The following is a 13,592-nucleotide window of genomic DNA, read 5'->3' as shown; positions in this document are numbered from 1 at the left end:
TACTGGCTTTGTGGGCGCGGCTGTTCGGGGAGGGGGCAGTCGTGCGTCTTCTGTCCGTGTTTATCCGCCTGGCGACGAGTGGATCACACGTCCGGGTCCGTGATCCGCCCGGCGACGGGTGGATCACGTGGCCGGATCCGTCACGACGTGCAGCATGGCGGGATGCGGCGGCAGCAGCAGCCCGCCGGTCGCCACGGCCTCCGCGAGAAGCAGCGCGCCGTACAGCGGATCGCCGGCGGCCGGGACGAGGCGGACCCTGGGGACCTGGTGCGCGAACTCGGCCCGCAGGGGGACGAGCAGCGGGTCGCCGAGCTTCGGCACCCCGCCGGTCACCGCGACCTCGCACCCGCCCGGTGCTTCGGCCGCCGCCGGGCACACGGCCGCGGCAGCCTCCGCGATGTGCCCGGCCGCGCGCGCGAGGATGCCCGCCGCGACCCGGTCGTGATCGGCGCAGGCCGCGACCTCGGGAGCGAACGAGGCCAGCATCGCGGGCCGGTCGGCGCGGGGATAGAGCAGCCCCGGCAGCTCAGCCGCCGGACCGAACACGGCCTCCGTCCGCGCCAGCAGCGCCTGCGAACCGCCCCTGCGCCCGTCGTACGCGCGCAGCGCCGCCTCCAGGCCGGCCCGGCCGATCCAGGCCCCGCCGCCGCAGTCGCCCAGCAGATGGCCCCAGCCGTCGGCCCGGCGCCACGACGCGAGGTCCGTGCCGACCGCGATCATGCCCGTGCCCGCGGCGACCACGGCACCGGGCCGCTGACCCAGCGCACCGGCGTACGCCGTCACCGCGTCGGCGGCCAGGCCCAGCCGCCGCACGCCGAGCGACGCGGCCAGCGCGGCGGGCAACTCGGCACGCAGCCGGCCGCCCAGCGTGGCCATCCCGGCCGCGCCGATCACCACGGCCGCCGGCTCGCCGCCGCCGGCCCGCTCCAGGAGGGCCCGCGCCATCGGCACGAGCTGCTCCAGCATGTGCCCGGCGTCGATCCCGTCCGGCCCCGTGCGCACCGGCTCGGCCGACACCGAGGTCTCGGCCTTCTCCAGCGCGCCCGCCTCGGCGAGCGCTACCCGCAGACCGGAGCCGCCCGAGTCGACGCCGAGCACTCGGATCACGGCAGCCGCCAGTCGACGGGCTGCCCGCCCTGCCGGATCAGCAGTTCGTTGACCCGGCTGAACGGGCGCGAACCGAAGAAACCGCGGTCCGCGGACATGGGCGAGGGATGCGACGACTCGATCGCCGGCAGGTCCCCCAGCAGCGGGCGCAGATTGCGCGCGTCCCGGCCCCACAGCACCGACACCAGCGGCTTGCCGCGCGCCGCCAGCGCGCGGATCGCCTGCTCCGTGACCTCTTCCCACCCCTTGCCGCGGTGCGCGGCGGGTTTGCGCGGCGCGGTGGTCAGCGCCCTGTTGAGCAGCAGCACGCCCTGACGCGTCCAGGGCGTGAGGTCCCCGTTGGAGGGACGGGGATGGCCGAGGTCGGCGTGCATCTCCCGGAAGATGTTGTCGAGGCTGGGCGGCCACGGCGCCACGTCCGGTGCCACCGAGAAGCTGAGCCCGACGGCATGGCCCGGCGTCGGGTACGGGTCCTGACCGACGATCAGCACGCGGACGTCGTCGAACGGCTGCTGGAACGCACGCAGCACATGCTGTCCGGCGGGCAGATACGTGCGTCCGGCGGCGATCTCCGCGCGGAGGAAGTCCCCCATGGCGGCGATGCGTTCGGCGACGGGTGCGAGAGCGTCGGCCCAGCCGGGCTCGATGATTTCTTTCAACGGTCGTGGTGCCACGGGGCGTCATGCTACTGGTGCGGTCGGCACCCGCGGCACCACATGATCCGTTTCCCGGCGGCCGTGGGCCGCCGACCCCGACCGGCCCCGTCAGCGCATCACCGCCGCCCGCACGCACAGCACGTCGGGGAGGTGCGAGGCCAGTTGCTGCCAGGAGTCGCCGTCGTCCGCGCTCGCGTACAGCTCGCCGTTGCGGTTGCCGAAGTAGACGCCGGCGGGGTCCGCGTCGTCCGTGCACATCGCGTCGCGCAGCACCGTGCCGAAGTGGTCGCCCTCGGGCAGGCCCACCGACAGGGCCCCCCAGCTGCCGCCCGCGTCGCCGGTCCGGTAGACCCGGCAGCGCCGGCCGGCCGGGACGCGATCGGAGTCGGCGGTGATCGGGAAGACGTACGCCGTGTCGGCGCGGTGCCGGTGCGCGGCCACCGCGAAACCGAAGTCGGACGGCAGTCCGGCGCCGATGTCGGTCCATGTGGTGCCGGCGTCGTCGCTGCGGTAGACGCCCCAGTGGTTCTGCAGGTAGAGGCGGTCCGGGTTCGCCGCGTCCTGGGCGATCTTGTGCACGCACTGCCCGAACTCCGGGTTCGGATCGGGGAGGAAGACCGCCGACACCCCCTTGTTGGCGGGCGCCCAGCTCGCGCCCCCGTCGCGGGTGCGGAACACGCCGGCCGTCGACACCGCGACCGTGACCGCGTCGGGGTCCCGGTGGTCCGTGACCACCGTGTGCAGACCTTCACCGCCGCCGCCCGGCACCCACTGCGAGCGGGTCGGGTGCTCCCACAGCGGCCTGACGAGCTCGAAGGTCTCCCCGCCGTCCTCGGAGCGGAACAGCGCGGCCGGCTCGGTGCCTGCGTAGACCACGTCCGGTGCCGCGTCGGACGCTGGATGGAGCTGCCACACCCGCTCCAGCGAGGCGCCGGTGTCCTTGGGGAACTTCACCGCCGGCTTCTTCGGCTCGACCCAGGTCCTGCCGAGGTCGTCCGAGTGGAAGACGGACGGCCCCCAGTGCGAGCTGTCACCGCCGACGAGCAGCCGCGGCACTGCTCTGCGCGTGTCGATGCCGACCGAGTAGACCGCCTGCGCGTTGAAGTGGGGGCCGTCGAAATCCCACGCACCTGCCCTTCTGCGGCCGATGAAGAGCCCTTTGCGAGTGCCTACGGTGAGCAGTACATCGGTCATGGCCGATATCCCTCCAGGACGCCGTTGTCTCGGATCTGGGCCAGTCTGCACCCGACCACTGACAGCGTCCTGCGATGCGGTCTGTGCGCACGTCGGCCCCGCGACAGCAGTACCGACCGTCCCGGCCGGCGAAACTCATCGGTGTGCGCGGGTGAATTCCCGCACGCACGCCGGTCCGCCGGGAGAGAGCTCCCGGCGGGCCGCCGCCGGCGGCCCCGAGGGGCCGCCCTGAGGGACGGACGGGTCAGACGGAGCGGTGGTACTGCTGCGGTACGTGGACCTCGGCGCCGAGCGTGCGGGCCGCGTGCCGTGCCCACGACGGGTTGCGCAGCAGCTCCCGGCCGAGCAGCACGGCGTCCGCCTCCCCGTTGGAGAGGATCTTCTCGGCCTGCTCGGCCTCGGTGATCAGCCCGACCGCGGCGACCGGCAGCCCGGTCTCCGCCCTGACCTGCGCGGCGAAGGGCACCTGGTAGCCGGGGCCGGTGGGGATGCGGACGTGCGCGGCGTTGCCGCCGGAGGAGACGTCGAGCAGGTCGACACCGTGCTCCTTGAGGAGAGAGGCGAAGCGCACGGTGTCGTCGGGCGTCCAGCCCTGCTCCTGAAGCCAGTCGGTGGCCGAGATACGGAAGAAGAGGGGCAGTTCCTCCGGCCAGACCGCGCGCACGGCGTCGACGACCTCCAGCGCGAAGCGGACCCGGTTGTCGAAGGAACCGCCGTACTCGTCGGTGCGGTGGTTGCTGTGCGGCGAGAGGAACTCGCCGATCAGGTAGCCGTGCGCGCCGTGGACCTCGGCGATCTCGAATCCCGCGTCGAGCGCCCGGCGGGCCGCGTCCGCGAACTGCCCGACGATCTCATCGATCCCCTCCCGCGTCAGCTCGTCGGGCACGGGGTGTCCCTCGTCGTAGGGGACCGGGCTGGGGCCGAGCGGCTGCCAGCCGTGCTCGTCGGCTCCGAGCGGCGCGCCGCCCTTCCAGGGCCGGTCGGTCGAGGCCTTGCGGCCGGCATGGGGGAGCTGGATGCCCGGAACGGTGTTCTGGCTCTTGAGGAAGCGGGTGATGCGCCGCAACGCTTCCACCTGCGTGTCGTTCCAGATGCCGAGGTCCGCGGGGCTGATCCGGCCCTCGGGGCTGACCGCGGTCGCCTCGACGAGGATCAGGCCGGTGCCCCCGGCGGCGCGGGCCGCGTAGTGGGTGAAGTGCCAGTCGCCCGCGACGCCCGCGTTCGGGCCGAAGACCTCCGCGCTGTACTGGCACATCGGCGCCATCCAGGCGCGGTTGGGGATGGTCAGCGAGCGCAGGGTGTAGGGCTGGAACAGCGAGCTCACGGCGGACTCCCTTTCGGACGGGGTGGAACCTGGGTACGGAATCACGGGGCGGGACTCCGTCATGTTCGTACGATAGCCATCGTAGTACGGTAAGTGTCAAACTACGAGGGTTCTCGTACAATGGGTTCGGGGTGCGGGGCCGCGCCCCGTGTCGTACGAAGCCCATCGGACGAACCCCGGACGAAGCGGAGCCGCCGTGACCAGCGTGAGCAGCGCCCGAGTTCTCGATCACCCCGCGCGGGACGAGATCCGGCTGGAGAGCGTGCTCCACGCGCTGTCCGACCCCATGCGCATGCGGGTCGTGCGGGAGCTGGCGACGACCGACGACGAGCTGTCCTGTTCGTACTTCGAGCTGCCCGTCACCAAGTCGACGACCACGCACCACTTCCGGGTGCTGCGCGAGAGCGGCGTGATCCAGCAGATCTACCGCGGCACGGCCAAGCTCAACTGCCTGCGCCGGGACGACCTGGAGGCCCTTTTCCCGGGCCTGCTCGACAGCGTGCTCGCCGCGGCCGAGGGCCAGGACGCCCGCCTCACCTGACCCGCCGGACCCGCTCCCATCCTGGGCGTGGCCCATGTCCGCGGCCGCCTTCGGCCCGAAGGGCCCGGTCGGCCGTTTCGCGACGGGCCGGCCGCCCGGAGGCGCTCGTTCCGCAGCCGTCGGCCCGGCCGATGCGGCCGACGCCGCGTCCGTCCGGTCGGCGTCCGGCCGAGACCGCGGCCCGGACCGGCCCGGATCCGGCCGCCGACGCGGCCGGTGTCGCCTCAGTCCGCCGCGTCCGCGGCCGTCAGCAGGCCCTGCCAGTCCGCGATCTTGACCGAGCGCCGGCCCAGCGTGCGGCCCAGGGCCTGCTCGGCCGACTCGATGGCCAGCCAGCCCGGCCAGGCGACCGGACGGTGGCCGGCCGCGCGCAGCTCCGCGAGCGGGTCGGCCGCGACCGGCCTGGCGGCCAGCCGCGCCGCGTCCTCCAGCAGCGAGGCGACGGTCTCCTTGGCGCACGGCCGGTTGGTGCCGATGACGCCCGTCGGTCCCCGCTTGATCCACCCCGCCACGTACTCGCCGGGGGAGGGCATGCCGTCCCTCAGGACCCGCCCGGCCTCGTTCGGCACGATGCCGCGATCCGCGTCGAACGGGAGGCCGGCCGTCGGGACGCCCCGGTAGCCCACCGCCCGCAGCACCAGCTGCGCCTCGATGTCCTCGTACGCGCCCGTGCCGCGCACCCCGCCCCGGTCGTCGGGCACTGTGCGCTCGAAGCGGACCCCCGCGGCCCGCCCGCCGCGCTCCAGCACCTCGACCGGGCGCAGAAAGAAGCGCACATGGATGCGCCGGGCCCGGCCCGTGGGGCGCCGGGCGGCCCATTCGCGGACGACCAGGAGGTTGCGGCGGACGAGGGCGGGCACGGCCTCGGGGTCGGCGTACGCCGTCTCCAGGGCGAGGTCCGCCGGCTCGACCAGCACGTCGGCCCCGGGCAGCGCGCCCAGTTCCCGCAGCTCCTTGGTGGTGAACTTCGCACCGGACGGGCCGCGCCTGCCCACCATGTGCACATCGCGCACGCCGCTCGCCGCGAGCGCCGCGAGCGCCGGTTCGGGCACGTCCGTGGGCCGCAGTTCATCCGCGCCCCGGGCGAGGATGCGGGCCACGTCGACGGCCACGTTGCCCACCCCGATCACCACGGCCGACGGCCCGCCGAGCGGGAAACCGCCGGCCACCGCGTCGGGGTGGGCGCTGTACCAGGAGACGAAGTCCGTGGCGGAGTGGCTGCCGGGCAGGTCCTCACCGGGAATGCCGAGCCTGCGGTCCCGCGCCGCCCCCACGCAGTAGACGACGGCGTGGTACAGCTCCAGCAGCCGCGCCGGCGCCAGACCCTGCGCCCCGGCCTCGACGTTGCCGAGGAAGTCGATGTGTTCGTCCTCCAGCACGGACCGCAGGTTGTTCTGCAGCGACTTGATCTTCTCGTGGTCGGGGGCGACCCCGTAGCGCACGAGTCCGTACGGGCAGGGGAGACGGTCCAGGATGTGCACCCGGACGTCGGGCACGGCGGTCTGCTGGACGAGGGCCTGAGCGGCGTACACCCCACTGGGGCCCGATCCGACGACGGCGACACGAAGCACGGCTGCGCTCCTTCCCGCAGGGGATTCCAGCATCGCACCGGCGTGCGCGCCTGGGGAGCCTCCCGCCGGGGTGTCGTCGCGCCACTTCGTCGCGGCTGTTCACAGCGACCGCATCCGGCCGATCTCACTCGTCTGCTGCGCGATCACGTCGTTCGCCATCTCCTCCACCGTGACGTTGTTGCCGTGCGACAGGACGTCGGCCGCCATGGTGATCGCCCCCTGGTGGTGCGTGATCATGAGCTTGAGGAAGAGCTCGTCGAAGGCCGGCCCCTCGGCGTGGCGCAACTGGTCGAGCTGGGCGTCGGTGGCCATGCCTGGCATGGAGGCGTGGTCGTGCTCGTGGGAGCCGGCCCTTCCTCCGCCGGCGTGGGTCTTCAGCCACGCTCGCATCGCCCCCACCTCGGGTTCCTGCGCGGCGGCGATGCGGCCCGCGAGCCGTTCGATGCGGGACGAGCCCGCGCGGCCGTCGGCCAGCGAGGTCATCACCAGTGCCTGCTCGTGGTGCTTGATCATCATCTGTGCGTAGCGGAAGTCGGCGGAGTTGGGGCTGTCGTCCGGCACGGCCTTCGCGGCCTCCTCGGGGGACAGGGTCTTCGCGGGCTCGCCCGGCTTCCCGGGGGCGACGACCGACGTCCCCTTGTCCGTGCCCGCCTCGGCGCGCGTGCCGGAGTCCGCGTCGCAGGCCGCCAGGACGAGCGCGGCGGCGGCAACCACCGCCGCCGTGAACGAGGTTCGAGTGCGCGCGGATCGGCGGGGCTTCAACACGACGACCTCCTGGGACACTTGGGATGTCAGGGGAGCGTACTTGCTTGAACGCGCGGCGAGTCGATCAGAATCCTTCATGATGTGTGTGTTGCCATCTGTTGAGATGCGCATGCAAAGGACGATACTGCCGGGGTCCGTTGAACCGTTCGGCCATGAACGGCGACAAGGGAGGATGCAGTGACCCCGTTGCACACCACCCGCGTGCGGCGCAGACGTCTCGGCGCGGCGGCAGCCGCGGCCGGTCTGCTGGCCGCGCTGCTGACCGCGGGACCGGCCGTCGCGATTCCCGACCCGGGAGACGCTCCGGCCGGTGGCGAAGTCTCGTCGAGCCAGGCGGCCGGGACCCGGTCCGCCATCGCGAGCGGCGAGATCCCCGCTGTGGACGACATCGTCCACAGCGACAACATCGAGCACGTGAGCAACATCCCCAAGGATGCGCTCAAGGGCACCAACTCGGACATCGCGTTCCAGGGCTCGTACGCCTTCGCCGGCAACTACGACGGCTTCCGGATCTTCGACATCAGCGACCCGAGGTCACCGAAGTCCGTGGCCCAGGTGCTGTGTCCCGGATCGCAGAACGACATCAGCGTCTCCGGCGATCTGCTCTTCCTCTCCACCGACTCCTCGCGCAGCGACAACTCCTGCAACAGCACCTCGCAGCCCGCCACGGAGAAGTCGTCGTGGGAGGGCATGAAGATCTTCGACATCAGCGACAAGCGCAACCCCAAGTACGTCGCCGCCGTCGAGACCGCCTGCGGCTCGCACACCCACACCCTCGTGCCCGAGCGCAGGAACGTGTACATCTACGTCTCCTCGTACGCGCCGAACGCCGCGTTCCCCGACTGCCGGCCGCCGCATGACGGCATCTCCGTCATCAAGGTGCCCCGCACGGCACCCGAGAAGGCCGCCGTCGTGAACTTCCCCGTGCTCTTCCCCGGCGAGGGCCCCGACGGAGGCGGCAACCCGGGCGGGCCGACCAACCCGGGCGTCTCCAAGACCACCGGCTGCCACGACATCACCGTGCTGCCCTCGAAGGACCTCGCCGCCGGAGCCTGCATGGGCGACGGCATCCTGTTCGACATCGAGGACCCGGAGCACCCGCGGGTCATCGACCGCGTCCAGGACAACGTGAACTTCTCCTTCTGGCACTCGGCCACCTTCAACCGGAAGGCGAACAGGGTCGTCTTCGCCGACGAACTGGGCGGCGGCGTCGCGGCCACCTGCAACACCCGGGTCGGCCCCCACCGCGGCGCGGACGGCATCTACGACATCAAGGGCAAGGGCGACCGGCGCAAGCTGGTCTTCCGCAGCTACTTCAAGATCGACCGGCACCAGGCGGACACGGAGAACTGCGTGGCGCACAACGCCTCGCTGATCCCGGTCAAGGGCCGCGACATCATGGTCCAGGCCTGGTACCAGGGCGGCGTCTCGGTGGTGGACTTCACCGACGCCGACCGGGCCGAGGAGATCGCGTACTTCGAGCGCGGCCCGGTCAGCTCGAACAACCTCGTCGTCGCGGGCTCCTGGTCCGCGTACTACTACAACGGCTACATCTACTCCAACGACATCGCCAAGGGCCTCGACGTCCTCAGGATCGACGACCGGCGCACCGACGCCGGAGCGCGGGTGCGGATGCACGAGCTCAACGTGCAGACGCAGCCGGACTACTTCGAGGACTTCGACGACTGACCCGGACCGGCCGGGACGGCGCGAGACGCTCCGCCGGGTCCGCGCGGGCCCGGCGGAACGCCCAGCTCCCAGTCCAGCCCGTAACGCTGGAACAGCTCGGCGCGCAGCCGTGCGTGAGGCATGGGCGCACCCGGCAGCAGCACGGCGAACACCGCACCCATCAGCAGGGCGCGCAGCAGCGGATAGTCGGCGTCCACGTCGGTGGAGCCGTACCGTTGCACCGTGTCGCGCAGCAGGGCGGCGAGCCGCTGCTGCTCCGGGCACTGCACGAATCCCTCCGCCTGCAGGATCCCCGCCATGTGCGTACGCATCAGCCGCGGACGCTCGACCGCGAGGCCCAGGATCGCGTCGATGGCGCGCGCCAGGCGCTCCTGGCCGTCCTCGGTGCGCGGCTCGCGTTCGAGCGCGGCCTCCAGCGTGCGGTGCATGAGCCGGTGCACCGCGGACTGGAGCAGCTGGCGCTTGCCGGGGAAGTAGTACGAGACGAGGCCACGGGCCGAGCCCGCCCGGTCGGCGATGTCGCCGAGGGTCGTCGCCTCGAATCCGCGCTCGTCGACCAGCTCCACCGTCGCCTGCAGCAGCCGCTCGCGCGAACGCCGACGAAGTTCTTCATTGACCTCTGCGCTCCGCGGGGACATTCTGTACTCCTGCGTTGACTGGCTCCGAGCCAATATACTCAGCGCATCCCGCCTCCAGGCCCGGCGGGGGCTGGCCGGCGGATGTGCTGCCCGGACCGGGCGACGCGGGGGATCGTCCGGTCCGGGTGGCTTCGCACCCGATTCCGTCGGCTGTCTTCAGTGTGCTCCGGTCGCGTCGCCGACCGAATGCCCGGTGCGGTCCCGCTCGACGTGCCCGGCCGGCCGACGGCCGCGGTCGACCAGTTCGAGCACCGGGCGCAGCCCGTCGGGCCGCTCGTCCACCGGCAGGTGGTCCACGAAGTGCACCGCGCACCCGAGGTCCGCGGCGCCGCCGTCGGCCGGCGGATGGTCCCCGACCATCAGGGCGTCGCGCGGGTCCCGGCCTAGCGCCTCGCACGCCGCCCGGAACAGCCGCACGTCCGGCTTCTGCACCCCGTGTTCGTACGACAGCGTGTACGCGTCGACCCATGCGTCCAGGCCGTGCGCCCGGAACACCGGCCGCAGGTCCCACCCGATGTTGCTCACCACGCCGACCCCCACGCCGCGCTCCCGCAGCCCGCGCAGCACCTCGGCTCCGTCCGGGTAGGGGCGCCAGGCCGCGGGCGTCTTGTGGCGGTCGTAGAGCGCGTCGTAGAGGCCCTCGTCGGGCAGCGCCACCTCGCGGGCGAGGCCGGTGTACACGACGCGGTGCAGCTCCGGAGTCGTGTCGCGCAGCGCCCACTGCGCGGCCAGCCGCTCCGGCAGGCGGCGCGGCGGCGGCCCGCCGGGGAGGGCGCCGGCCTCGGCCAACCGGCGTGCGAGGCCGTCCGCTTCGGACTCCGGGAGCGCGGCGCCCCGCTCGCGGAGCACCGCGCGGAGCCAGTCGTGGGCCGACTCGCTGCGGAACAGCGTGCCGGAGAAGTCGAACAGCACCGCCGTGATCGCCATGTCGCCGATCCTTCACGGTTCAGCGGCGCCGCGACAAGACCGCCCTGTCGTAGGAGACCGCCGTCAGTGCCACCACGGCCGCCCCCAGCAGCCACCCGGCGACCACGTCGGTGGGCCAGTGGACGCCCAGGTACACGCGGGTGAAGCCGACGCCGGCGACGCTCACGACGGCGAGCGCGACGCCCGCCGCCCAGGTGGGCCCGGACGCCCCGTACCGCCGGGCCAGCCACAGCAGCAGTCCGCAGGTGACCACCGCCGTCATCGCGTGACCGGAGGGGAACGCCGCGTACTGCGCCGAGTCCACCGGGTCCGGCCACCGCGGGCGTTCCCGGCCCGCCACCGCCTTCAGTGACTGCTGCACGGCCGCACCGAGGGCGCTCGCCGCGGCCACCCACACGGAGAGGAGCCGTTCGCGCCGCACCCAGAGCCACACGGTCACCGTGGCGGCCAGCAGGCGCATGGTCCACGGGTCCCACACCCAGTCCGTCAGCACCCGGTTGACGCGGGTGAGTGCGGGCTCGGTGACCGCGGTGCTGTGCAGCGCCTCCGCGACGTCACGGTCGAAGGCGAGTAACGGGGGCCAGGGCAGGACCACCAGCACGGTCAGTACGGCCGACAGGGCGACGCAGACCGTGCCCGTACGGGCCGCGGCGGTCGCGCGCGGGGCCGGACGGCGGGCTTCCTGGGACGGGGCCGGGCTCAGTCGGGGCGAGAGGGGCATGCGCCGATCCTGGCCTCCCGACGGGCGGTCCGGCTATCCCAGCGCGCGCAGGCCCGGGACGAATGCCACGAGCAGCGGAACGACGGGCACCAGCGCCGCGGCCGCCGTCAGTTGAAGCCGTCGGCCGGCGGTGAACCGCGGCACGGGGCTCAGCAGCCGGTTCACCCGCTGGGGGAGCTCCGCGCCGGGCGTCGGGCAGGGGCCGAAGACCCCGCGTTCCTCGTTCAGTTCGACCAGGGCCAGGGCGATCGTCAGCCGGCCGTACCGCCGCGAGGCGACGTCGTCCGCGGCCAGCTCGACCAGCCGGTGCATCTCGTCGCGGAACGCCGCGAACACCGGGATCTGCGGGAACCCGTTGGCCAGTGCGGCGGAACAGTGCAGCAGCCAGTCGTGCCGGGCCCGGGCGTGTCCCTGCTCGTGCGCCAGCACGGCATCCAGCTGACGGCCCTTCAGCCTGCGCAACGCAGCTGTGGTGACGACCAGTTGGGGAGCCGCGCCCGGCAGCCACCAGGCGTCCGGCCGCTCGCCCTCCAGGACCACCAGCGGCTCGTCGCCCGGCTCCTCGCCGGGCAGCAGGGGCGAGCGCACCAGAAGCTCCCGGTGCCGCCGACGGCGCCGCGCGTGGGCCCGCAGTACCTCCCGCGTGAGCATCGTCGCGGTCCACAGCCCGCCGCAGGCGAGCAGGACCGCCAGCACCGCGGACCAGGGCTCGTTCGCCCGCAGTGCGTAGGCCTCGACGACGCCGTGGGGTGCCGGGGCGAAGACATGGCCGCGGACCAGCTGCCAGGCCGCGGCCGCGCTCAGGACCATGGACAGGGCGAACGAGAGGAGCACGGCGGCGACCACGCACTGCCACACCCACAGAGCGACGACGGGCTCGCGCTCCGCCCAGTCGCCGCGTGACACCAGGCGTGGGGCGACAACGGCGGCCAGTACGCCGAGCAGAAGCAGCGCGAGCGAGACCATCATGGAATCCAGCCTATGAGCGCGGGCTACCTGCCGGTATGGCCCAGCGCGTCAAGTGACGTACGCCACGGTTTGAACGGGCGGACCGCCCGAGTCCGCTCACAGCGTCAGAAGCATCGCCAGCATCGCCATGCCCATCGCGACTCTGCAGGCCGGCGCCAGTTCCGGCGGGGCGCCCCGGGCGGAAGCCGCCGGACCGGGTGCTCCGGCGGGAGCCACGACCGGCACGAGGCGCAGGCCGGTGCGCAGCACGTACGCCGCGAAGTAGACGACAAGCGCAGCCGTCAGTACGGGGACTCCCGTGGGGGCGTGGGACGCGTGCGGGCCGGCGGGCCCCGCCATCGCCGCCGCCATGTAGACCATCGCCAGACATGCCACGAGATGATGCGCGTGGTGCCTGCCGGTACGCAGGGCCCATATCGCGCGCAGGGCCGCGACGCCGAACACCGCGGCGTACACCACCCAGTGCCAGGACGGGAGCGTGAGCACGGCCGCCGGCACGGCCATCGCCGCCATGCCGAAGCCCATCAGCGCCTCGCCCCCGGCCTCCTCACGCGCGTCACCCGTGCAACTGCGCATCCGCACCAGGCAGTACGCCCCGGTCGCGGCGCACAGCGCCATGAGCAGCCATCCGGACGTCATCGGTCCGTGCACGCACATCTCCCCCTTCGACGGCGTCGAAGGAGGCATGCCCGCCGGCACAGGACGCACGCGAGCGCACGGGAGTACAAGGGAGCGCGTCAGGGGCGCGGACGGTGGAGCCCACGGGGCGACCGGCCCCCATCGGCCGCCGGGGGCCGCGTTACCCTCGTGCCACGCGTACCCCCCCGTGCCTCCGGCGCCCCACGGTGCCCGGCACCCGGTCGAAACGGAGCCGCCCATGGACACCGCACCGCCCCGCGCTTCCGGCGAGCTCACCTACCGCGACGCGGTGGCGGTCGACGTCCCGGTGCTCGTCCCGCTGATCGAGTCGGCGTACCGCGGCGACAGCAGCCGCGCGGGCTGGACCACCGAGGCCGACCTCCTGCACGGCCGGCGCACGGACCCCGAGGGCGTGCTGGCGGTGATCACCGCGCCCGGCAGCCGGCTCATGGTCGTCGAGCGCGACGGCGAGCCGATCGCCTGCTGCCAGCTCGAACACCGCGGCGACGCCGCCTACTTCGGCATGTTCGCGGTGCGACCCGCCCTCCAGGGCGGCGGCCTCGGCCGCAGGGTGATCGCGGAGGCGGAGCGCAGCGTGCGCGAGACCTGGGGCGTGCGGGAGATGCACATGACGGTGATCAGCCTCCGCGAGGAGCTGATCGCCTGGTACGAACGCCGCGGCTACCGCCGTACGGGACAGCTGAGCCCGTTCCCGTACGGCGACGAGCGGTTCGGCATCCCGCAGCGCGACGACCTGGTCTTCGAGCTGCTGGTGAAGGACCTCACCGGCTGACCGGAGCCGGCTCCCTCACACGGTGGACCGCCCGCTTCCTCACGTGGCGGACCGCCCG

Annotated in this window: 14 protein-coding genes; 3 read left to right on the top strand and 11 right to left on the bottom strand. The window is 73.1% G+C overall.

Annotated elements, in window-relative coordinates:
- Nucleotides 1-123 precede the first annotated feature (123 nt).
- The 4 genes from ACLB9X_RS05695 to ACLB9X_RS05680 all read right to left on the bottom strand — a co-directional run bounded on the left by ACLB9X_RS05695 (nucleotide 124) and on the right by ACLB9X_RS05680 (nucleotide 4,281).
- On the bottom strand, nucleotides 124-1,107 hold the full coding sequence (locus ACLB9X_RS05695; RefSeq protein ID WP_410359106.1) for an N-acetylglucosamine kinase: 984 nt from the start codon (nucleotides 1,105-1,107) through the stop codon (nucleotides 124-126).
- The gene (locus ACLB9X_RS05690) at nucleotides 1,104-1,781 is read right to left on the bottom strand and encodes a uracil-DNA glycosylase (RefSeq protein WP_392326430.1); all 678 of its coding nucleotides are present in this window, start codon (nucleotides 1,779-1,781) and stop codon (nucleotides 1,104-1,106) included. Before ACLB9X_RS05690 ends, ACLB9X_RS05695 begins: the two co-directional genes overlap by 4 nt.
- 90 nt (nucleotides 1,782-1,871) lie before the next feature.
- Nucleotides 1,872-2,957, bottom strand: coding sequence for a WD40/YVTN/BNR-like repeat-containing protein (locus tag ACLB9X_RS05685; RefSeq protein WP_410359105.1), 1,086 nt, complete (start codon nucleotides 2,955-2,957; stop codon nucleotides 1,872-1,874).
- A 244-nt stretch (nucleotides 2,958-3,201) separates the two neighbouring features.
- Nucleotides 3,202-4,281, bottom strand: coding sequence for an NADH:flavin oxidoreductase/NADH oxidase (locus ACLB9X_RS05680; RefSeq protein WP_410359104.1), 1,080 nt, complete (start codon nucleotides 4,279-4,281; stop codon nucleotides 3,202-3,204).
- Nucleotides 4,282-4,477: 196 nt separating this feature from the next.
- Here ACLB9X_RS05680 and ACLB9X_RS05675 point away from each other — a divergent pair, with 196 nt between their 5' ends.
- Nucleotides 4,478-4,822, top strand: a complete 345-nt coding sequence (locus ACLB9X_RS05675; protein ID WP_410359103.1) for an ArsR/SmtB family transcription factor — start codon at nucleotides 4,478-4,480, stop codon at nucleotides 4,820-4,822.
- Between the two features lie 224 nt (nucleotides 4,823-5,046).
- Here the strand turns inward: ACLB9X_RS05675 and ACLB9X_RS05670 are convergent, their stop codons facing one another.
- Both ACLB9X_RS05670 and ACLB9X_RS05665 read right to left on the bottom strand, forming a co-directional pair.
- Complete coding sequence (locus tag ACLB9X_RS05670) at nucleotides 5,047-6,393, bottom strand: FAD-dependent oxidoreductase (protein ID WP_410359102.1); 1,347 nt, start codon at nucleotides 6,391-6,393, stop codon at nucleotides 5,047-5,049.
- Nucleotides 6,394-6,492: 99 nt separating this feature from the next.
- Nucleotides 6,493-7,158: a DUF305 domain-containing protein gene (locus ACLB9X_RS05665; RefSeq protein ID WP_410359101.1), complete on the bottom strand. Its 666-nt coding sequence runs from the start codon at nucleotides 7,156-7,158 to the stop codon at nucleotides 6,493-6,495.
- A gap of 177 nt (nucleotides 7,159-7,335) precedes the next feature.
- Between ACLB9X_RS05665 and ACLB9X_RS05660 the strand changes: the two genes are divergently transcribed.
- Nucleotides 7,336-8,847: an LVIVD repeat-containing protein gene (locus ACLB9X_RS05660; protein ID WP_410359100.1), complete on the top strand. Its 1,512-nt coding sequence runs from the start codon at nucleotides 7,336-7,338 to the stop codon at nucleotides 8,845-8,847.
- On the opposite strand, the gene ACLB9X_RS05655 is transcribed toward ACLB9X_RS05660, so the two are convergent.
- The 5 genes from ACLB9X_RS05655 to ACLB9X_RS05635 all read right to left on the bottom strand — a co-directional run bounded on the left by ACLB9X_RS05655 (nucleotide 8,823) and on the right by ACLB9X_RS05635 (nucleotide 12,753).
- On the bottom strand, nucleotides 8,823-9,485 hold the full coding sequence (locus ACLB9X_RS05655; protein WP_410359099.1) for a TetR/AcrR family transcriptional regulator: 663 nt from the start codon (nucleotides 9,483-9,485) through the stop codon (nucleotides 8,823-8,825). The two genes, ACLB9X_RS05660 and ACLB9X_RS05655, sit on opposite strands and share 25 nt — an antisense overlap.
- A 156-nt stretch (nucleotides 9,486-9,641) precedes the next feature.
- On the bottom strand, nucleotides 9,642-10,406 hold the full coding sequence (locus ACLB9X_RS05650) for an HAD family hydrolase (RefSeq protein WP_410359153.1): 765 nt from the start codon (nucleotides 10,404-10,406) through the stop codon (nucleotides 9,642-9,644).
- A 25-nt stretch (nucleotides 10,407-10,431) separates the two neighbouring features.
- Complete coding sequence (locus ACLB9X_RS05645) at nucleotides 10,432-11,133, bottom strand: phosphatase PAP2 family protein (RefSeq protein ID WP_410359098.1); 702 nt, start codon at nucleotides 11,131-11,133, stop codon at nucleotides 10,432-10,434.
- Between the two features lie 33 nt (nucleotides 11,134-11,166).
- Nucleotides 11,167-12,102, bottom strand: coding sequence for a M56 family metallopeptidase (locus ACLB9X_RS05640; protein ID WP_410359097.1), 936 nt, complete (start codon nucleotides 12,100-12,102; stop codon nucleotides 11,167-11,169).
- A gap of 96 nt (nucleotides 12,103-12,198) precedes the next feature.
- The gene (locus ACLB9X_RS05635) at nucleotides 12,199-12,753 is read right to left on the bottom strand and encodes a DUF5134 domain-containing protein (RefSeq protein WP_410359096.1); all 555 of its coding nucleotides are present in this window, start codon (nucleotides 12,751-12,753) and stop codon (nucleotides 12,199-12,201) included.
- A gap of 226 nt (nucleotides 12,754-12,979) precedes the next feature.
- Between ACLB9X_RS05635 and ACLB9X_RS05630 the strand changes: the two genes are divergently transcribed.
- Nucleotides 12,980-13,534 carry a GNAT family N-acetyltransferase gene (locus tag ACLB9X_RS05630; protein ID WP_410359095.1) on the top strand — a complete coding sequence of 185 codons (555 nt, stop codon included), beginning with the start codon at nucleotides 12,980-12,982 and terminating at the stop codon, nucleotides 13,532-13,534.
- Nucleotides 13,535-13,592: the final 58 nt, after the last annotated feature.

The organism is Streptomyces sp. 5K101, from assembly GCF_046506645.1.
GTDB lineage: Bacteria > Actinomycetota > Actinomycetes > Streptomycetales > Streptomycetaceae > Streptomyces.
This window is presented reverse-complemented; position numbering and strand designations above follow the sequence as displayed.